Origin of the sequence: Geminocystis sp. CENA526, assembly GCF_050753365.1 — a bacterium.
Lineage (GTDB): Bacteria > Cyanobacteriota > Cyanobacteriia > Cyanobacteriales > Cyanobacteriaceae > Geminocystis.
The window spans coordinates 40129-60253 of record NZ_JBLZFY010000003.1; the positions used below are offsets into that span (position 1 = coordinate 40129).

General features: G+C 33.4%; 26 protein-coding genes. 20 read left to right on the forward strand and 6 right to left on the reverse strand.

Translation table 11 applies throughout. The features are described 5' to 3' along the window. Positions 1-11: 11 nt before the first annotated feature. Genes ACN4EE_RS01720 through ACN4EE_RS01755 form a run of 8 tightly spaced genes read left to right on the forward strand, consistent with a single transcriptional unit; the run spans position 12 to position 3100 of the window. A complete protein-coding gene (locus tag ACN4EE_RS01720) occupies positions 12-161 on the forward strand; it encodes a hypothetical protein (RefSeq protein WP_431704670.1) in 150 nt (49 codons plus the stop codon). Positions 162-204: 43 nt separating this feature from the next. Continuing rightward, a complete protein-coding gene (locus tag ACN4EE_RS01725; protein ID WP_431704671.1) occupies positions 205-498 on the forward strand; it encodes a nucleotidyltransferase family protein in 294 nt (97 codons plus the stop codon). Further along, on the forward strand, positions 453-842 hold the full coding sequence (locus ACN4EE_RS01730) for a HepT-like ribonuclease domain-containing protein (protein ID WP_431704672.1): 390 nt from the start codon (positions 453-455) through the stop codon (positions 840-842). The genes ACN4EE_RS01725 and ACN4EE_RS01730 overlap by 46 nt, the downstream gene beginning before the upstream one ends. 3 nt (positions 843-845) lie before the next feature. Further along, the gene (locus ACN4EE_RS01735) at positions 846-2135 is read left to right on the forward strand and encodes a restriction endonuclease subunit S (RefSeq protein WP_431704673.1); all 1290 of its coding nucleotides are present in this window, start codon (positions 846-848) and stop codon (positions 2133-2135) included. A gap of 30 nt (positions 2136-2165) precedes the next feature. Further along, positions 2166-2408, forward strand: a complete 243-nt coding sequence (locus ACN4EE_RS01740; RefSeq protein ID WP_431704674.1) for a DUF4926 domain-containing protein — start codon at positions 2166-2168, stop codon at positions 2406-2408. An 8-nt stretch (positions 2409-2416) separates the two neighbouring features. Beyond that, positions 2417-2731, forward strand: a complete 315-nt coding sequence (locus tag ACN4EE_RS01745; RefSeq protein ID WP_431704675.1) for a DUF4926 domain-containing protein — start codon at positions 2417-2419, stop codon at positions 2729-2731. 4 nt (positions 2732-2735) lie between these two features. Further along, positions 2736-2870, forward strand: coding sequence for a hypothetical protein (locus tag ACN4EE_RS01750; RefSeq protein WP_431704676.1), 135 nt, complete (start codon positions 2736-2738; stop codon positions 2868-2870). A 5-nt stretch (positions 2871-2875) separates the two neighbouring features. After that, on the forward strand, positions 2876-3100 hold the full coding sequence (locus tag ACN4EE_RS01755; RefSeq protein ID WP_431704677.1) for a DUF4926 domain-containing protein: 225 nt from the start codon (positions 2876-2878) through the stop codon (positions 3098-3100). Positions 3101-3103: 3 nt separating this feature from the next. On the opposite strand, the gene ACN4EE_RS01760 is transcribed toward ACN4EE_RS01755, so the two are convergent. Beyond that, positions 3104-3517 (reverse strand): putative toxin-antitoxin system toxin component, PIN family, encoded by a 414-nt coding sequence (locus ACN4EE_RS01760; RefSeq protein WP_431704678.1) that lies wholly within the window; start codon positions 3515-3517, stop codon positions 3104-3106. Continuing rightward, entirely contained in the window at positions 3510-3734 is a 225-nt protein-coding gene (locus ACN4EE_RS01765; protein WP_431704679.1) for a hypothetical protein, read from the reverse strand. The genes ACN4EE_RS01760 and ACN4EE_RS01765 overlap by 8 nt, the downstream gene beginning before the upstream one ends. Before the next feature lie 74 nt (positions 3735-3808). On the opposite strand from ACN4EE_RS01765, the gene ACN4EE_RS01770 reads away from it, so the two are divergent. From ACN4EE_RS01770 to ACN4EE_RS01795, 6 genes are all read left to right on the forward strand, one after another. Continuing rightward, the gene (locus tag ACN4EE_RS01770) at positions 3809-4078 is read left to right on the forward strand and encodes a FitA-like ribbon-helix-helix domain-containing protein (RefSeq protein WP_431704680.1); all 270 of its coding nucleotides are present in this window, start codon (positions 3809-3811) and stop codon (positions 4076-4078) included. Between the two features lie 27 nt (positions 4079-4105). After that, on the forward strand, positions 4106-7519 hold the full coding sequence (locus tag ACN4EE_RS01775) for a type I restriction endonuclease subunit R (protein WP_431704681.1): 3414 nt from the start codon (positions 4106-4108) through the stop codon (positions 7517-7519). Between the two features lie 82 nt (positions 7520-7601). Continuing rightward, a complete protein-coding gene (locus ACN4EE_RS01780) occupies positions 7602-7847 on the forward strand; it encodes a hypothetical protein (RefSeq protein WP_431704682.1) in 246 nt (81 codons plus the stop codon). A 21-nt stretch (positions 7848-7868) separates the two neighbouring features. Then, on the forward strand, positions 7869-8087 hold the full coding sequence (locus ACN4EE_RS01785; protein ID WP_431704742.1) for a tyrosine-type recombinase/integrase: 219 nt from the start codon (positions 7869-7871) through the stop codon (positions 8085-8087). Positions 8088-8172: 85 nt separating this feature from the next. Then, on the forward strand, positions 8173-9552 hold the full coding sequence (locus ACN4EE_RS01790; RefSeq protein ID WP_431704683.1) for a tetratricopeptide repeat protein: 1380 nt from the start codon (positions 8173-8175) through the stop codon (positions 9550-9552). A gap of 214 nt (positions 9553-9766) precedes the next feature. Further along, complete coding sequence (locus tag ACN4EE_RS01795; protein WP_431704684.1) at positions 9767-9901, forward strand: type II toxin-antitoxin system HicA family toxin; 135 nt, start codon at positions 9767-9769, stop codon at positions 9899-9901. 175 nt (positions 9902-10076) lie between these two features. Here ACN4EE_RS01795 and ACN4EE_RS01800 read toward each other — a convergent pair whose 3' ends face one another. Then, positions 10077-10487, reverse strand: coding sequence for a hypothetical protein (locus tag ACN4EE_RS01800; protein ID WP_431704685.1), 411 nt, complete (start codon positions 10485-10487; stop codon positions 10077-10079). A gap of 418 nt (positions 10488-10905) precedes the next feature. On the opposite strand from ACN4EE_RS01800, the gene ACN4EE_RS01805 reads away from it, so the two are divergent. Continuing rightward, entirely contained in the window at positions 10906-11367 is a 462-nt protein-coding gene (locus ACN4EE_RS01805) for a response regulator (RefSeq protein ID WP_431704686.1), read from the forward strand. 53 nt (positions 11368-11420) lie between these two features. Here ACN4EE_RS01805 and ACN4EE_RS01810 read toward each other — a convergent pair whose 3' ends face one another. The 3 genes from ACN4EE_RS01810 to ACN4EE_RS01820 all read right to left on the reverse strand — a co-directional run bounded on the left by ACN4EE_RS01810 (position 11421) and on the right by ACN4EE_RS01820 (position 13576). Further along, positions 11421-12059: an LON peptidase substrate-binding domain-containing protein gene (locus ACN4EE_RS01810; protein WP_431704687.1), complete on the reverse strand. Its 639-nt coding sequence runs from the start codon at positions 12057-12059 to the stop codon at positions 11421-11423. Positions 12060-12285: 226 nt separating this feature from the next. Next, entirely contained in the window at positions 12286-13284 is a 999-nt protein-coding gene (locus ACN4EE_RS01815; protein ID WP_431704688.1) for a sensor domain-containing diguanylate cyclase, read from the reverse strand. 160 nt (positions 13285-13444) lie between these two features. Continuing rightward, positions 13445-13576: a hypothetical protein gene (locus ACN4EE_RS01820; protein ID WP_431704689.1), complete on the reverse strand. Its 132-nt coding sequence runs from the start codon at positions 13574-13576 to the stop codon at positions 13445-13447. Positions 13577-13750: 174 nt separating this feature from the next. On the opposite strand from ACN4EE_RS01820, the gene ACN4EE_RS01825 reads away from it, so the two are divergent. The 5 genes from ACN4EE_RS01825 (at position 13751) to cdaA (ending at position 20024) form a co-directional block, all read left to right on the forward strand. After that, positions 13751-14200: a hypothetical protein gene (locus ACN4EE_RS01825; protein WP_431704690.1), complete on the forward strand. Its 450-nt coding sequence runs from the start codon at positions 13751-13753 to the stop codon at positions 14198-14200. A 96-nt stretch (positions 14201-14296) separates the two neighbouring features. Further along, positions 14297-15634, forward strand: a complete 1338-nt coding sequence (locus ACN4EE_RS01830; protein WP_431704691.1) for a MurT ligase domain-containing protein — start codon at positions 14297-14299, stop codon at positions 15632-15634. A 3-nt stretch (positions 15635-15637) separates the two neighbouring features. Next, positions 15638-16477 (forward strand): MOSC domain-containing protein, encoded by an 840-nt coding sequence (locus tag ACN4EE_RS01835; RefSeq protein ID WP_431704692.1) that lies wholly within the window; start codon positions 15638-15640, stop codon positions 16475-16477. A gap of 672 nt (positions 16478-17149) precedes the next feature. Further along, positions 17150-18919, forward strand: a complete 1770-nt coding sequence (locus ACN4EE_RS01840; RefSeq protein WP_431704693.1) for a diguanylate cyclase domain-containing protein — start codon at positions 17150-17152, stop codon at positions 18917-18919. A gap of 202 nt (positions 18920-19121) precedes the next feature. Further along, positions 19122-20024, forward strand: coding sequence for a diadenylate cyclase CdaA (gene cdaA / locus ACN4EE_RS01845; protein ID WP_431704694.1), 903 nt, complete (start codon positions 19122-19124; stop codon positions 20022-20024). The last annotated feature ends 101 nt before the right edge of the window (positions 20025-20125 follow it).

Consider the following 20125-nt stretch of genomic DNA (forward strand, 5'->3'; position numbering starts at 1 on the left):
GAGGTGAAATAATGACGATCTCAGAAATGATTAAATTTTTTGACCAACTGTCGGCACAAGAACAGGATAATTTATTAGAAATTCTGCGTCAACGTCGCTCTCAATTAACGGAAGGTGATAATTTAGCTAATGACAGTCAAATAACCACTGATAATAAGTAGTATAATTGGGTATAGATAATTGTAAAATCAGCAGTCTATATTTATGTCTTTACAAGAGTTACTACAAGAAAAACGTCAAGAAATTTTGGATTTAGCTGATCAACATGGGGCTTTTAATGTGCGAGTTTTTGGCTCGGTTGTCAGGGGAGAAGATACCCCAGATAGTGATATTGATTTTTTGATTGATTATGATCTTGACCGTATTTCGTCTTGGTTTCCTGCGGGATTAATAGTTGATTTGGAGGAGTTATTGGGGCATAAAGTGGATGTGGTGACAGAAAAGGGGTTGCATTGGTATATCAAAAGTCGTGTGCTTCAGGAGGCGATCGATTTATGAAGGATAGTGCTTTATATTTAATCCATGTACGGGAATGTTTGGAGAAAATTAATTCTTATTTACCTGAGAATAAAAAAGATTTTTTGGAAACCTCAATGGTACAGGATGCTATTCTCAGAAATCTGGAAATTATGGGGGAATCAATCAAAAAGTTACCGCAGGAATGGAAGGATACTCAACCTCAAATTGAATGGATTAAGATTGGTAATTTTAGAAATGTTTTGGCTCATGAGTATTTAGGTGTTGATTTAGATACTGTTTGGTTAATTATTGAGGATTATCTCCCTGAGTTAAAGAAGGCAGTAACTCAAATGTGTGATCAGTTATTAAACGGTGAGGTTTGAACTATGAGTGAGTGGAAAGAAACAACTATAAAAGAATCTATTTTCAAGGCTAATACTGGATTGGATGCTATAAAAAGAGCTCCAATTGTTCAGTATGATTCTGGAATTAAATGTTTACGAATACAAGATGTTTCTCAAAATAATAAATTTGAAAATTGGGGATTTTGTGAAGTAACAGAAAGTAATTATAAAAATTTTTGTTTGAAAAATGGTGATATTTTAATTGCTAGGACTGGAAATACTATTGGTGTTAATTTATTCATAGATAGAGATTTAAAGGCTGTTTTTAACAATGGATTAATCCGACTAAAAACAATAAATGAAAAAATCTTACCAAAGTATTTATTTTATTTATTTCAAACTTCTCATTTTAAGTCACATATAAAATCAATTGCATACGGAACATCAACACAGCCAAATATGCAAATTGAAAGTCTTTTAAGGTTTTCTTTTAGACTTCCCCCATTAGAAGAACAAAGGGCGATCGCATCCGTCCTTTCCTGTTTAGATGAGAAGATAGAGAATTTAAGAAGGCAGAATGAAACATTAGAGTCGATCTCGCAGACATTATTTAAGCATTGGTTTATAGACTTTGAATTTCCTAATGATGACGGTAAACCCTATAAATCCTCTGGGGGTGAAGTTCGATCGACTGAACTGGGCGAAATTCCAAAAGATTGGCGAGTAGGGAAGTTAGGGGATGTTTTATCTTTAATTATTGATTATAGAGGGAAAACCCCAAAAAAATTAAGCAGTGATTGGTCTTTAACAGGAATACCTGCACTTTCAGCCAAAAATATAAAAGATGGAAAAATTATTAGGGAAGAATCTATGTATTATGTAGATCAAGACTTATATAATAAGTGGATGAAAGATGAGCTTAAAAAACATGATATTTTATTAACTTCAGAAGCACCACTAGGTGAGATTTATTACTTGGCAAATAACAATAAATACGTTTTATCCCAAAGATTATTTGCTTTGAGAGTAAAAAACAATTTTAGTTCTCCATATCTATATCAATGGCTTAAGTCAGAACAAGGGCAGTTTTTACTAAATAGAAGAGCAACAGGATCAACAGTTCAAGGTATTAGACAAGTAGAGTTAAAAAAGGTAGAAATTATTATTCCTGAGATTGAAATTTTAGAGAAGATAACAAAACTTTGGTTTTCTATTTTAGAAAAAATGGATGTCAATTTTAAACAAATCAAAACATTAACAAAAACCCGTGATGAATTACTACCTAAACTAATGAGTGGACAGTTAAGAGTAAAAGATGAAATTACTAGATAATGTCAAACCTAACAAGGAGAAAAAACAACTATGATTGAACTATATCAAAGAGTTTCCCTTAATCAAAACTTCCCCGAATATAACTTGAAAAAAGGCGATATAGCCACCTTTATTGATACCGTGCCTCATCCCGAAGGCGGAGAAGAAGGCTATGTTTTAGAAGTATTTAACGCCCTTGGGGAGTCAATTGATGAAGTGATAGTGCCGAAAAGTGCCGTTAATCCCTTACAAGAAAACCAAATTCTCTCCGTACGCTCTTTAATTGAAGTTTAATATATTTAATGAATAAACCAGAACTATTTGATATTGTCGAATTAATCGTTAACCTACCCACAGTCAATCAATTTATCGGTAGTCAAGGAACAATAGTAGAATGCTTTGATGATAGTAAATATGAAATTGAATTTACCAATGAAGAAGGGGAAACCATAGCCCAATGTGCCTTATCGCCTGATAAATTTATCGTTATTTGGCAGTCAAAAACTAAACAATGGGTTAGTATTTCCGATAAAATTAATGCCGTTATTAACAACCTCTCAGAAGATAGGAAAAAGGAAGTATTAAACTTTGCTAGATTTCTTTATCTAGGAGTATAAAAAGATGAAGAAAAAGAAAATATCTAACGGAAGAAAAAGTGATTATTCTCAACTGAAAAAGCAACTATTCAAAAATGAAACCGTAGATAGTCTTTATGACAAAATCAAAGCCTTTGAAAACAATCCACAGGAAAATTAACAATAATGAAACTATTTGACGTAGTAGCCTTATTAGAAGACTTACCAGAAATCAACCTTTACCGAGGGCAAGTTGGCACAATTATTGAACAATACGAACCCAATGTATTTGAAGTAGAATTTAGCGATTGTACAGGAAAAACCTACGCCCTAGAAATGTTAACAGAAAAACAATTAATGATTTTATATCATGCACCTTTAAGTCAAGTAAAAATACCGATTTCTGCTTAATAATTATATACTATTAAAATTATTCAGAAAGAGATTAGGAGTAATAATCGGGATATTTTCAAAAGGATTTAAAACCAATAAATCATTATCTCCACTAACAATAAAATCAGCGTTTCCATTAATAGCTAACTCTAAAAACTTATTATCCTTTTCATCACGACAAGCCCTTATTTGACGATGAATAACCACCTTTTCACCCGTCATCATTAACTTTAATAAAAACGCCTCCCTTTCCTCAATCGTGATATATTTATCAAACTTTTTCCGACTCAAAACTTGTTTTAATTCCCCTAAAGTAGCCTCAGAAAATAAAACAATACCCCTACTTTCTGCTAACCTTACCACTTGAAAAGGTACAGAATTTTCAAACAATAAAGCACTAACAAAGATATTAGTATCGATAACAATTCTAATCATTATCTTCCGCCAAAATCTCCGCTAAAATTTCAGGAGTTAATCCCCTTGCTTGAGCATTTTTAGAAATTTCTGCCATGACATCAGTTAGACTTTTATCTGCCAAATTGTATTGAAAAAATAAGCTAATCAGAGAAGTTAATTGTTGCTGAGTTTCAGGTTTAGCCGACTCAAAAGCCGTTTTAACTTCTTCTGCCACAGGAATAGTAATTGTCGTCATAACTTCAACTTTAATCAAGAGATATTAACGAAATATTCTATCATATTCTAATATAGAAAATATCGGAAAACTCTATGACTGACATCATCTTAGAAAAACTTGAACCCCAATTAAAACAACGTTTACAACAACGAGCCACTCAAAATGGACGTACCATTGAAGCTGAAATTACCGCTATTTTATCTGCCGTTTTGCTTCCTGAATCCGACACCAATTCCAGCCAAGACTTAGCTCGATCGATCGCCCAACGTTTTGCACCTCTTGGAGAATTTGATATTCCTGAAACACCTAGAGAAGCCCCTATGTTTTTTAATAATACTAAAAGTAAAGAATTGTTGGTATAACTTAATTATAGGAAACAAAAATATGCTATGAAATACACCACTGAAGACGACATCGAACTATTCAACCTAGAACTTCTACAAAGCCTAGGCTATAACTATTTTTGCGGTTATGACATTCAACCAGAAGGAGTTAACCAAGAGCGAGAAAACTTCAGTGACGTAGTGCTACTAAACCGATTAGAAAACGCCCTCAGTCGCATTAACCCAGACATTCCCCCATACTGCCGACAACAAGCTATTAAAGAAGTATTAAATATAGCTAGTCCAGACTTAATCAGTAACAACGAGAAATTCCATCAATACCTCACCGAAGGTATTACCGTTGAATATCAAAAAGAAGGAGAAACCAGAGGGGAACAACTGTGGCTCATTGATTGGCAAAACCCAGACAATAACGAATTTCTAGCCATTAACCAATTTACCGTCATTGAAGATAACCACAACCGCCGTCCAGACATTATCCTGTTTATTAATGGCTTACCCTTAGTAGTGATTGAACTAAAAAACCCCGCCGATGCCAAAGCCGATACATATAAAGCCTATAATCAACTCCAAACCTATAAACGAGAAATACCAAGCCTATTTACCTATAACGCCCTGCTAATCATCTCTGATGGTATTACAGCCAAAGCAGGTTCACTCTCCGCCGACTATAACCGCTTCATGGCATGGAAAACTAACACCCCTCACCTATTAGAAGAAACTAATATAACTACCTCCAACTCTTCATCAAGAGACAATTTACCTTCTTCTCATCTCTCTAGCCCAGAAGATCAACTTAAACAAGAAGAAATCGCTAATTTACGAGCAGAAAAGCCCATAATTAATCAACTGGAAGTCTTAACCGAGGGAATGCTTAATAAAGATACTCTTTTAGACATAATCCGTCACTTTACCGTCTTTGAAGCCACCCAAACCCAAGATCCCAAAACCGATATAGTCACCATCAAAAAAACTAAGAAAATCGCCGCCTACCATCAATATTACGCCGTTAATAAAGCTCTTAAAAGTATTGTTAGAGCATCAGGCGTTACTAATCATGAGCAAAATAAAATTATTAGCTTTCCTAGTCAAAAGCAACCCCTTTCTTATCACAAGAAAACCCATTCCTCAAAATCCCTTGCCAAAGTAGCAGAAACTAAATCTAGTTATCAGATTACACCTCTCAAAAATCAACAACAGGGAGATCGCAGGGGGGGAGTAATTTGGCATACTCAAGGAAGCGGAAAATCCCTGTCAATGGTATTTCTAGCAGGTAAATTAGTCCTCAGTGACACCCTCAACAATCCTACCGTACTCATTCTTACAGACCGTAATGATTTAGACGACCAACTATTTGACACCTTCGCCAGTTGCCGTCAACTCCTACGACAAAGCCCCCAACAAGCAGAAAATCGCCCCAAAGTGCAGGAACTATTACAAGTAGCCTCTGGAGGAATTATCTTTTCCACCATTCAAAAATTCGCCCCTACCGACGGTGAAAGCCTTTATCCTCAACTGTCAGACCGCAATAATATCATCGTCTTAGCTGATGAAGCCCACCGTAGCCAATACGGCTTCAAAGCTAAACAAGTGGACATCAAAGATAAAAAAGGCAAAGTAATCGGTAAACAAACCAAATATGGCTTCGCCCGTTATATCCGAGATGCCTTACCCAATGCCACCTTTGTGGGCTTTACAGGTACACCCATTGAACAAACAGACAAGAATACTAAGGAAGTTTTCGGCAACTATATTGATATTTATGACATAGCCCAAGCCGTCAAAGATGGTGCTACCGTCCCCATTTACTACGAAAGTAGGCTAGTCAGTTTAGAATTGGATGAATTAGGCAGACAACTGCTAGAAGAATTAGAGGATGATTTACGCTTTGAAGACTTAAGCAGTACCCAACAAGCCAAAGCCAAAGGTACTCAATTAGAAGCCTTGGTGGGAGCGACAAAAAGATTAAGATCGATCGCCCAAGACATCGTTAACCACTTTCAACAAAGACAAAAGGCGAACCGAGGTAAAGCCATGATAGTCACCATGAGTCGCCGTATTGCCGTTAATCTTTACGAGGAAATAATCAAACTACTTCCTGATTGGCATAACGAAGAACTAACGAAAGGTAAGATTAAAGTAGTAATGACGGCTAACGCCTCCGATGAGGAAAATTTAGTCAAACATCACACCACCAAAAAAGACCGTCAAATCCTCGCCCAACGGCTCAAAGATGCCGAAGATGACCTAGAAATGGTCATTGTCTGCGATATGTGGTTAACGGGATTTGATGCCCCCTGTCTCCATACCATGTACATTGATAAACCCCTCAAAGCCCATAATCTCATGCAGGGGATCGCCCGTATCAACCGTGTTTATTTTGAGAAACAGGGGGGGTTAGTAGTGGACTACTTAGGATTAGCCAGTGAACTGAAAAAAGCCCTCAGTTTTTACGCTGAAAGTGGCGGTAAAGGACAACCTACTTTAGATCAGGAGGTGGCTTTAGGCTTACTCCTGTCAAAATTAGAAATAGTGCAACAAATACTCCACGACTTTGACTATGAATGCTATTTTACGGCGGATACTAGGGAAAAACTGAATATCCTCACCAGAGCCACCAATTATGTTTGTAGCCCTGATATTAAGGAAAGATTCATGAGGGAAGTAACGGCACTATCCAAAGCCTATTCCTTAGCAGTACCCCATCCCGAAGCATTAGCAAAAGCCGAATTAATCTCCTTCTTCCAAGCCATCCAAGCCAGTATATATAAACTAGAACCCCAAGACAACCGCTTAACTAATCATGAAATTGAAACCGCCATTCGTCAGGTAGTGGATCAGGCGTTGGTATCAGATACCGTCATTAACATACTAGACCAAGCAGGGATAAAAGATCCTGATATTTCCATCCTCTCCGATGAATTTATCGCCGAAGTGCGGGGTATGGAACACAAAAACCTTGCGGTAGAATTACTAGAAAAACTCCTCAAAGACGAAATCCGTAACCGTCGCCGAGTTAACCTAGTCCAAAGTCGGAAACTAACGGAAATGTTAGAGGATGCCCTCCGCCGTTATCATAACCACGTCATTACCGTTAGGGATGTCATAGAAGAATTACTCAATATCTCCCAAGATGTCACCCAAGCCGATAAAAGGGGAGAGGAATTAGGCTTAGAACCCTATGAGTTAGCCTTTTATGATGCCCTAGCCCAAAATCAAAGTGCAGTGGAGGTAATGGGAGTAAATGAACTTAAAGCCCTGGCGATCGCGCTCACGGATAAAATCAAGAAAAATGCGTCCATTGACTGGAACTTAAAAGAAAGCGTCAGGGCGAGGATGAAAGTAATGGTGAAAAGATTATTGAGACAATATGGCTACCCTCCCGACATGGAAAAACTAGCCACAGAATTAGTCCTAGAACAAGCCCAAGTCTTTACAGAAGCGCAAGTCAAGGGATGATAGGGGTCGATCGATTACTTATACTTTACTTTTAGTTTTATTGTACCTCGTTACACGAACCCTATGTTTCCGCCTAATAATTATGGCGGCTCGTACTCCTTTGGAACAAATGGTGATTAAGTTACTCTATTTTTTGGGTTTAAGGGTTTCGGAAATGTTGGATTTGAAGTGGTCTCATTTTCAGCCTGTGGAGGGGGGTTATTCTGTAGAGGTGATTGGTAAGGGGATGAAGCGTCGCATTTTGTTTCTTAATCTTTCTCTCTGGGAACAGCTTCAGTCTTTACCTCGTATGGAGGGGGCTGATTTTGTTTTTATTACCAGTAAGTGACATTAATATGACCGACATACTATCCATCGTGTTATCAAGGGGGTTGTCCATCGGGCTGGGGTTAATCCCCAAATTTCGGCTCACTGGTTACGTCATGCCCATGCAAGTCATAGTCTTAAACATGGAGCTTCGATCGAGCTGTTAATGAAGTCTTTGGGTCATTCTTCTTTGGATTTGACTTCTCGTTATCTCCATATTGATGCTAATCAATGTACCAGCAAATTTCTCAATATGGATTAATTCTGTTTCTGGAGACTAGAGGCTAATATTGTAGGTGTATTCCGTATTGCTCCTGATGTGAGCAATTAGTTCGAGGATAAAAATTATGTCAAGGTATATAAAGTTATTCAAAATAGGTATTTGGATTTATTTACTTGGGGTTTTAAATCCCATTACTATTTTCACTCCAACAATAGTTAGGGCACAAAATGAATTATTGCTTAGTCAGGTTTCAAGCAATCAAGCAAAACAAAAGGCACTAGCACATCTTGAGAAAGCTCACGAATTAGTTCAGTTTATGTCAAACCCAGATGATCAATGCAACGTCCTAATATATATTGCCCCTATGTATGTAGAAGCTGGAGAACGATATCAAGCTAATCAAGTGTTAGCACAAGCCCGAACAATTACTAATGATATTTCTGATCCTAGGGAGCAATCTTCAGCATTGGCATATATTGCCCGTGTCTATATAGAGAAAGGAGATTATGATCAAGCTAATCAAGTCCTAGCACAAGCCAGAACAATTACTAATGATATTTCTGATACCGATCACCAATCCTTCGTATTGGAATATATTGCCCGTATCTATGTAGAGAAAGGAGATTATGATCAAGCTAATCAAGTCCTAGCACAAGCCCAAACAATTGCTAATGATTTTTCTACAGGATCTGGCGAATTACTGAATATTATCACCCATGTCGATGCACAGATAAAAAACTATGACTTAGCCCAAACCATTACTAATAGTGATCCTGACCCTTTTTTGCAATTTTTTGTATTACCATATATAGCCCCCGTCTATGCACATACAAAAAACTATGACTTAGCCCAAACCATTACTAATAGTATTTCTGATCTTTTTTGGCAATCCTTAGTATTGGCATCTATTGCCCGTGTCTATGTAGAGAAAGGAGATTATGATCAAGCCAATCAAGTCCTAGTACAAGCCCGAACCATTGCTAATCGTATTTCTGATCCTGATAACCAATCTTATTTCCAATCCTCCACATTGACACATATTGCCCGTGTCTATGTAGAGAAAGGAGATCATGATCAAGCCAGTCAAGTCCTAGTACAAGCCCGAACCATTGCTAATCGTATTTCTGATCCTGATAACCAATCCTCCACATTGGCACATATTGCCCGTGTCTATGTGGAGAAAGGAGATCATGATCAAGCCAATCAAGTCCTAGCACAAGCCCGAACCATTGCTAATGATATTTCTGATCCTGATAACCAATCCTCCACATTGGCACATATTGCCCGTGTCTATGTGGAGAAAGGAGATCATGGTCAAGCCAATCAAGTCCTAGCACAAGCCCGAACCATTGCTAATGATATTTCTGATCCTGATAACCAATCCTCCACATTGGCACATATTGCCCGTGTCTATGTGGAGAAAGGAGATCATGGTCAAGCCAATCAAGTCCTAGCACAAGCCCGAACCATTGCTAATAGTATTTCTGAACCGATTAAAAGTTAAAACAAATCAAAACCCAATACTAAAAAAAGAAGACAAAATGGATAGATTTAATCTGCCTATTCATTCTCAATTAAGATGAAGTTATTGACAATAAAACTTTAATCAGGACAAAGTTCTGTATTTATTAAACAGAACAAAACAAAACTCAGTATTTTTACTTGATAAGTTAGGAGATTTGTTTATATTTTTCTTATAATACTAGATGACGTGCGGAATGTGGGTTTTAGTAAGACAAAGTGGAAGTCACAAAATTTATAAAAATCCAGAAGGTAAAAGAGTTACCATTCCTTATCACGGTACAGAAATTCTGAAGATTAAAACTCTGAAAAATATGGCTCTTCTACAGTAGTTATGATATTTTAGTAGTAAATAATCATTAAAAGTGTTGATATATAATAAGTTTAAAATTTTAAAAATGCAGATGTTATAAATTTACAGTTTTAATTTAACCTAACACCTGCCTCCTGATGTCTGACACCCTTTTCGATTAATTTATCATATTCAAAGTAGAAGAGCCTACAATTTTAGAAGGAGGTATTTTTGCCTTGAGCATCGACAAATTGAAAAATTTTAATAGATTCTTCATCGGGAGGAGTAATTTTTTTTGGCGAAGAAGAAACTTTACTTTCTTGATTTTTTTCGGAAGATTGTTCTAAATTTGCAGTGACATTACTTTCTTTTTTAATCGGTAATTTTGGTTGACTATCTGCTGTAAAAATCTTGGCTAATTCTATTTGTAAAGAATCGATTAATTCAGGCTCAGAATCTAAAATTTTCCTAACTTCTTGGGCATCAGAAAGAAAGCCTTGAATCTTTTGTTTTTTTGCCAATAAATTTTTTTTGCGTTCGAGTAATTCTTGTTGTTTTACCTGTAAAGTCTTGATCTGATTTGATAAATCTTGATCTAATTTAGAAAAAACATTTGTATATCCCATAATCAATTTATCCTTTTTTGTTTTAATGATAGTTTATAGTAATGCGTTGAGAAAATTAAAAATTGATAATGATAAAGAGGAATTAATCTCTTTGTATATTATAAAAAATACTTGCTACCGATAAAAATGCTAAATCAGTGACAAAATTTGACATTCTTCCCGAAGGAAGGATTCAAGCCAAACATTAATACAATACAGTAAGTATATACCAATCAATTTTATTACTCGTGAGATATTATGACATTTTTTTACTCAGATTCTCGATGTTGAAAGAATCGATCGAAATCAGGGTAAAATTGAATAAAAATTAATCTAGTCTTAAATCTCAAGGAAAACAAAAAATGTATTTTATTATACAAACTTCTGATTAGGACATATCTATAGATTGATAATTACTGCAATATATTTTATATATCTCATGTATTCATCCGAATTAATAAATCCAGAAGAATCAATAATCTTATTGGTAGATGACTTAAAACAAAATTTAAAATTATTAACATTTATTTTAGAGGCTGAAAATTATCAAACTAGCTTTGCTTTAAGTGGAAAAGATGCTTTAGAAAGATTAAATGTACTTACCCCAGATTTAATTTTATTAGATTTAATGATGCCTGATATGAATGGTTTAGAAGTCTGTGAAAAAATTAAGTCAAATTCTGAATATAAAGACATTCCTATCATTTTTTTAACTGCCAGTCAAGAAGAACATCATTTAGTAGAAGCCTATAAATTAGGAGCGGCTGATTACGTTACAAAACCTTTTAAAAAACCAGAATTATTGATGAGAATAGCATCACAATTAATCATAAAAAATCAAGCTAAATATATTATGCAATTATTAGAAGAAATTAAACATTTGAGGGCTATTAAAAATTAATTTATTTGGCTCTTTTACAGTAGTTATGCCAAATTAATAAAAAATAGCAGACTCTAATTAAATACATCTTTTAAAGCTGTACGAGCCGCTAAGTTACCTCTTGTGGTAGCTAAAATATCAGCTTCTCTTTGCAGTCTTTCACCAGTGTCTTGCATTTCTAATAAGGATTGTTGTTCGATCGCAACTCCATAAAGGTTACTAGCTACCCAAAAAGACAATTCTCTTGGTAAAGTAGGCACGTTTTGGGGTAATTCAATTTTTTGTTCTGTCAATTTAGCAGATAATTTAACCACATCATGGAGTAAAGTGGTTACTTCCTTCGCTTTTTCTCGTAAATTGTATTGGGGAGTGTTGTCTTCAAACCATTCTACTAACCCCACTCGATAGGGTTTTTCTCTCACATATTCTAATAGCCTGAATCTCTGTTGTCCTAATGTTAGCACTTTCATTCGATCGTCGGGTAATCTTTCAAAATGGATGATTTCCGCACAACAACCCACTTTCGCTATTTCTCCATTGGTAGGATCGATCATTAGTACTCCAAAACGTCGATCGTACTCTAGTATAGTATTCATCATCATGCGATAACGAAATTCAAAGATATGCAAAGGTAAAGGACGCCCAGGAAACAAAACTACTTCAGGGAGGGGAAACAGGGGTAATTCTCTAACTGCGATGGAAGAAGATGCCATGATTTTTCGCTCTAAATTATGCACTTTTTTCGGGTATCATATCACATTTAGCTCAATGTCGAAACTTTCTGAGTTTACAGCATAAGATTTATATAATATTATATATATAGTTTAACTATTGTCTTTACTGTAGCAATCCTCAATTATTTGTTAAAAATTAGATGTTATTATATAGTGACAAAATTCTTAGAATAGTTTTCTGTATTTAGACATAAAGCTATCAACACTAAATTTTCTCTATCAGATTTTGATTATAAATAGTTTTACTATTTTTCTTTTTATGTAACGGTAATTCTAGTAATAAAAGTAAATCTGAATATTTATCATCTGGTAGAGGTATTTTTGTTATTATACTGTAATAGCAATCGAAATCGCAATTTTTTTTCAAATCTTGATTAATACGTTTAACAATCATTTTTTGAATCCATAATGCACCATTATTATCCGTATTGGGTAATAAAATAATTAATTGATTATCATGATAAGTAGCACCTAAATCTGTAGGACGTTTTAATTGTTCTTGAATAATAAGAGAAATTTTTTTATTAATCTCATTTGATAAATTATCTGAATTATTTATCTCAATTAAAATTAGGGATAAGGGTTGTTTTTCTCTTGCCAATCTTCTCAATTCATAATCTAAACAATCAATGAAAGTTTGGTATTTAGCTAATCCAGTAACTTCATCTAAAATTTCACAACTATTTAATTCTTCTTGTAAAGATACTAATTTTTTATACAGAATATTTCTTTCGATGCCAATCATTAATTGATTGACAAAATCTTCTATATCTTTGATTTCTTCTTCTGTCCATGCCCTCATATAATTATAATCATAAATAAATAAAATTCCCCATATTTTAATATTTGTGATATTTTTAATTTCTGGTGTTTTGATAATTAAAGGAAATGCTAATTCTGCTCTTTTTAAAGGTGTTGTATCATCATTAAATGTTAGTTTATCTTGATGAGTATAATAACCATTTTTTAATTCATTCAAATAATCAACTACGGGTTTATAAATCTCGTAATTATCTCGATCGTACTGAGATAAAGAACCAAAAATATTACCTTGAAAATCAATAATATTTTCTTGTTCTCCTTGAGAATTGAGTTGAGAAATAAAAACTTGTTCACATTTTAAATAGTTTTTAATATAGGTTAAAATTTGTGGGAAAAATACTTCATAATTAACAGATAAAAAAAACGAATCGAGAATATTCATAAAAAATTAATGGGCTTAAAAATGGCTTACCTCAGATTCTGCATTATAAATCAAATTCTTTCAAAAGTTAAGCATCTTATTACATACAGGCAAGATGCTTGTTTTACGGTAGCGAAATCATCAATTCACGTTTAATTTTGATCCTCCCCGAACAAATGATCTAATATTCTTTTATTCTCTGTTTGTAATCCTTTTGTTCAATTAACGATCGAATATCACCTTGATTGTTAACTGCTACTTTAGCACAAGTTTCTAAAAGTATCTCGACTTGTTTTAATCTTTGTTCTGACATATTATTTTATTAGGTAAGTTGGTATAGGATAGTTTGCGCTATCCTTACCTTGTAATTTTAACTAAACTTACCCATTTGTATCAAAACGGATTCGTAGATTCCTTCGTATTCTCTTGTTATTATTGGGGAAATTTAAACTATAAACAACAAAATACTAAAAAAAGTCAGTAATCAATGGGTAAAAAATCTAAATTTTTACAGGAATTAAAAAGATTAGAAGAAAAACAACCGCAATCATTATCTCATAAGCCTTTCGATTCTAGTAAAATGTCTCATGTGTTAGAAGAATTTATGTCTCCCTATCTACACTTAGCCAAAGATTTGGATAGTAAAACCAAATTATTCACTATTGGTGTAATTGCATGGAATGCCTCTTTCTATGCAGAGGAAGAAAGACAAGATATAACGGATTTATTGTTTTCTCAGGAAGTCATTGGAGATGATGCCATCATAAAACAGGAGTTAACGGAAATTGTACAGCAGTTGATCGATCGAAAGCTAACCTATTTCAAGGATATTCATAGATTAATTGTCGATTTTGATTTACAAAAATGGGGGAAATTTGATACATTATTCGTCACCTCGAAATTAATTAATAATGAGGATTTAGAAATAAAAGATTAATATTTTCTTGTCATTGGGAGGCACGAAGCAATCTCAAAGAATGATATTATCATCAAAATACCTTTTAAGATTAAAAAAAAAATCAACATAATTATAATGAATATTATTGATAATTTTCGTTTAGGTTTAGCCGTTGCTACTGCCAAAATAATCACTGGAATTGTTAAACTATTTAAACTTGGTTCAGCTAGTGTTTTACCCGGAGAAATAGCTAGTCGTTTTCATCCTCGATTATTAAATCTTTTGTCGTCACAATTAAATAAAGGTTTAATCTTAGTCGTGGGTACAAATGGCAAAACTACCACTTCTTTATTATTAAAAGATATATTAGTTAATAAAGGTTATAAAGTCATCCATAATTCTACTGGTGCAAACTTAATTAATGGTTTAGTTACTTGTTTAATTATGAATAGTAATTTATGGGGAAAATTAACAGCAGATTATGCCATTTTAGAAGTAGATGAAAATGTCTTACCTCTAGCCTTAAAACAGTGTAAGCCTACCCATATTTTAGGACTAAATTTGTTTAGAGATCAACTCGATCGATATGGCGAAGTTGACACCATTAGTTATCGTTGGCAAGGTTCGATCGAACCCTTAAATCAAGATACTTATATTATCTTAAATGGAGATGATCCCACCCTTTGTTATTTAGGTCAAAATTTACCGCAAAAAGTTTTATATTTTGGCTTAAATGAACCAGAATTATACTTAGAAGAAATCCCCCATGCTGTGGACTCAATTTATTGCCCTAAATGCGGTGCATCCCTTGAATATAAAGGGGTTTATATTTCCCATTTAGGAGATTATGACTGCCCTAGTTGTGAGTTTACTAAGAGTCAATTAGCCGTAAATAGTGCGCAATGGTCACAAATTTTGATCGGCGTTTATAATAAATATAATACCTTAGCGGCAGGATTAGTTGCAGAATCGATCGGCATTGAAAGAAACATTATTGACGATACTATTAACAACTTTAAAGCCGCCTTTGGTAGAGCGGAAGAATTGACAATTAACGATAAAAAAGTACGCATTTTACTATCTAAAAATCCCGTGGGCATGAATGAAACAATTAGAGCGGTAAATGACATTCGCCAAGTTAATTTATCTAGCCCTATTTTAATGGTTTTAAACGATCGAATTCCCGATGGTACAGACGTTTCTTGGATCTGGGATGTGGATACAGAAAAATTAGTAGAAATGGGGGGAAATATTGTTGTCAGTGGCGATCGAGTTTATGATATGGCATTGCGTCTAAAATATAGTATTGATACCCTAGAATCTTCCATGAATTTAGTAGTAGAAGAAAACCTCAATAATGCAGTAAATAAAGCCTTAGAATTAACTCCAAAAAACGAAACATTATATATCATTCCCACCTATTCAGCCATGTTAGAAGTAAGAAAAATACTCATTGGGAGAGATATTCTTTAAATTATGAAAATTCACCATCTTTTTATCTATCCTATTAAATCTTGTCAAGGAATTAGCCTTACTAAAGGTGAAGTTACTTTTAAGGGTTTAAAAGACTTTTATCAACCTGCTTTTTTCGATCGAGAATTTATGTTAGTAGATGAAAAAGGTAATTTTTTAACTCAAAGGCAATATCCACAAATGGCAACGATAAAAGTTAAAATTGATGGCAATAAATTATGTTTAAGTTGTCAAAATAGTTCGATCGAACCCTTTAAATTAATACCTAAAGGAGAAAATTTAGGTATAGAAGTTAAGATTTGGAGAGATACCACTATAGCCATAGATCAAGGAAATCAAGTAGCAAATTGGTTTAAACAAGCCTTAAATTTAGAACATCCATGCCGTTTAGTCAGACAATCACCTAAAAATATTCGGGCTATTAATCCTAAATATAGCACCCAAGAAAATCAACCCGTGAGTTTTGCGGACGGCTTCCCTTATTTATTAACAAATACTGCCTCTTTAGCCGAATTAAACTCTAAATTACAGCAAAAATATTCCGATAATTTTTTAACCATAAAAATGGAGCGTTTTCGCCCGAATATAGTCATAGAAACGGAAACACCTTTTATTGAAGATACATGGAAAACTATTGTACTCGATCGAGTTCCTTTTCACATAGTTAAGCCCTGTAGTCGTTGCAACATAATTACAACAGATCAAAAAACAGGGCAAGTTGATGATAAAAAAGAGCCATTATTGACTCTCAGAAGTTTTCGTAATACTTCAGATGGTATAATGTTTGGTCAAAATATGATCCCCCAGCATGAAGGAATCATCAAAATAAGTAGGGTTTGCTGAAAAAGTATTGTGATGAAGGGAGGTAATAAGTAGATAGGCACAATTAATTGCATGTTTACTTCATGAAAGGCAAGAGACAACAAAAATTATGGGTTATTTCCATTAATTTTAAAATATACAATCTATTTTGCTATAGTACTTAAGTAATAGGTAACGTAATAAAAAATCAAGGTTTTAAGATTTTGTATCGATAAAATTATACAAAAAAGTTTGAAATAAAATTAAGGTAAAAATGCTCATTTTTTTAGAAAAAATTGCTAAAACTGAGTACTTTATCTCTCCTGTAGTTTCTCTAAACTATTAATTTTAATAGTTTTCTGGGTTATTCAGCAGACTCTACTTAAAGTAAGAAAACCAGTATTATTACTTATTTTAAATCAATGGTTTAACTATTTAGAATCTATGATTTTCAAGTTTTTAAGTATTATTAGCTATATCTTAAGCGATTAAACATTGTTATAATAAATAGACTATAGCAGTCCGTTATCAGTTATGAGAATTTGTTATTTTAAAAGGGAAGAGGGAAGAGGGAAGAGGGAAGAGGGAAGAGGGAAGAGGGAAGAGGGAAAAGGGAAGAGTAATGGCATCTTCAATATTTTTTGTTAATAATTTATTTCTCACAAATCATTCCTGATTGCTATATAACTAAATACAAATAATTTTAATAATAATGTGAATAGTCAAAGTGAAAATTTTTCATCTAATCTTCGGGAAACTTTGTTAGATCATCAAAAAAAATTAAGGGATGAAAATAGAGAAGAAGGACAATATTTATATTTATTAATCGTTGAAGATGATACGGAAAAACGTTTGATTTATTTAACTGATGAAATGTATGAAATGGGGCGCCGCCATGATGCTGAAGTTATCTTTCATGATCAAGCAGTATCAAGGGATCATGCTACTATAATTAAAGAATATAATCCCGAAGAAAATCTCTTTTTTTATAAAATTTTAGATGGTAGTGTTTCAGGAAAAAAAAGCACTAATGGATTAATTATTAATAATAAAACTTACAAAAGTAAATATTTAGAACATGGTGATTTAATTCAGTTTAGTAAAAAGGCAAAAGCTCGATTTTTTGTCATCGATAAAGATTCTGAAATTAAGGATATTTTTAACATTATTAATTCTGATAATGAACGGGAAATATTGATCGATCGAGACTTAGAAAGTTACGCAAAAAAAACTCTCGATCGTTATACTTTTTATGGCAGAAATGATGTTAATTTAGAAAATGAAAATATAACAGAATATATATCAAAACTTAGCTCTTTTGCTGAATTAAGTCCTTATCCAATAATTGAAATTAATCTACAAGGAAAATTGACTTATTATAATCAAGCCGCTAGTTTATTATTTCCTAAGTTAGCCGATGAATCCATGAGTCATCCCGTGTTATCTAATCTTTTAAAAGCTGATCATAAAATTCACGGAAATTTATTTGTAAGAGAGCTACATTTTAAGAATAAGATTTTTGAACAATATATCCATTATTTACCTGATTTAAAATTAATTAGAAGTTATATATTTGATTTTACAGAAAGAAAACAGATGGAGGCGAAGTTAAAAGATAGTGAGGCAAAATATAGAGCAGTTATTGAGCAAATGTCAGAAGGAATTATTCTTTTTACTGCCGATGACTTTTTAATTATTGAAGTTAATGCTTATGCTAATAATATTTTAAGATATTCTCTACAGGAGTTAATCCACAAAAATATAGAAGATTTGATCGATACTAAACACGAAGAATTTAAAAAAAATTTAGAAAATTTAAAACTGACAAAAATTAGTTTTCATCAAGAACTAAAATTAAAAGTAAAAAATGATGAATCTTTAGAAATAGAATTAAGTGTTAGCCTCATTAACTATCAAAATAAATTAGTTTATTGTTCTGTTTTTAGAGATATTAGCGAAAGAAAACAATTAGAAAATAAACTTAAATATATCGCTTACCATGACAGTTTAACTGGTTTATATAAACGCAATTTTTTTATTCATTGTTTTCAAAAACATTTAGCAAGGGCAAAACGCCATCAAACAGTAATTGCTCTCATGTTTTTAGATGTTGATTATTTTAAACAAATTAATGATAATTATGGTCATGATATTGGGGATTTATTACTTCAACAATTTGCCCAACGGTTACAGCATTCTTTACGGGAAACTGATTCTTTAGCCCGTTGGGGCGGTGATGAATTTGTGGCTTTATTGCCTGATATATCTTCTCAAGATGACTTAATTATTATACTCGATCGAATTATCTCAACTATACGCAGTCCTTTTTTATGCAATAATGTTACCGTAAGAAGTTCTACCAGTATCGGAGTTGCCATTTATCCCAAACATGGAGAAGACATCGATTCTTTATTAAAAAAAGCCGATGAAGCCTTATACAAAACAAAAGAAAGTGGTAGAAATGGTTATACCATTTATTTATAACTTGATTCTAAGGCAAAACATTAAAACTCTTTCCTCTTCCCTCTTCCCAGCCTTCATCAAAATACTTTTTCAGCAAACCCTAAATATGTTATGATCACACCAACTTATCAGTAACTACAAAAAAATATGACGAATTATTGTTTATACTTTTTAGTAGTGCTTTAATGTTTTAGAAAAATTATTAATAGTGAGTTAGAATTTGATGTTTTGGTCGGGTTTACCTGACAATTTATATGTTATATTGCGACAATTGCTCGATATAGGATTACTGTTTTTTTCTTTTTATTTTATATCACTCCTCATAAAAGAGCGTCGCGCCCAGCGAATGATTCGGGGTTTATTAATCCTAATCATTGTTTTATTTGTTAGCGATCGAATTTTTAAGTTAACATTATTTAGCTTTTTTTTAGAGAGACTTGTCATTATTTGTTCTCTTGCTATGGCACTTATATTTCAATCAGATTTCCGCCGTTTTTTAGAGTTATTAGGAAAAGGTGATTTCAGTCAATTTTTTGAATCAAATCCTCACTTACCAAAGGAGGATAGCGTCATTGATGAAATAGTGGATGCTGTCAAAGAGTTGTCTCAAAATCGTACAGGGGCATTAATTATTCTTGAAACTTTTAACACCATCGAAGAAAGAATTTTTCTCAATCCGGGGGTGAAACTTAACGCTGAAATCAGTAAAGAATTATTACAAACTATTTTTCAAACCAAAACTTTACTTCATGATGGTGCGGTATTCATCAGAGGTTCACAAATTGTATCTGCTAGTGTTATTTTACCATTGTCCGATCGAACTGCATCCCGTCAATTAGGTACTCGTCATCGTGCCGCTATGGGTATTACCGAAAGAGTCGAAAACTGTATTTGTGTTGTTGTTTCTGAAGAAACTGGCTCTATTTCCTTGGGAGAAAAAGGGGTATTAAATCGCCCTTTAACTGCTAATAAATTAAAAGAATTATTAGAAGAAAAACTGTCAAAGCCGAAGGAAGGAGAAGTGGTAACAGGGGTTACTCGTTTGAGCAAAAAAATTGGTTTTCAAGGCTTAAATATGCTTAAAAGTATCCTAAGATTAGACTATAGTAAATCTCGTCGTAAATAGGTTTGGTGAACTACCAAGGGAGGATGAGGGGGATATCGATATAACTACTATACCTTATTGCCTTATTAATACATTAATTGAGAATCTCGATTATTTTCAAT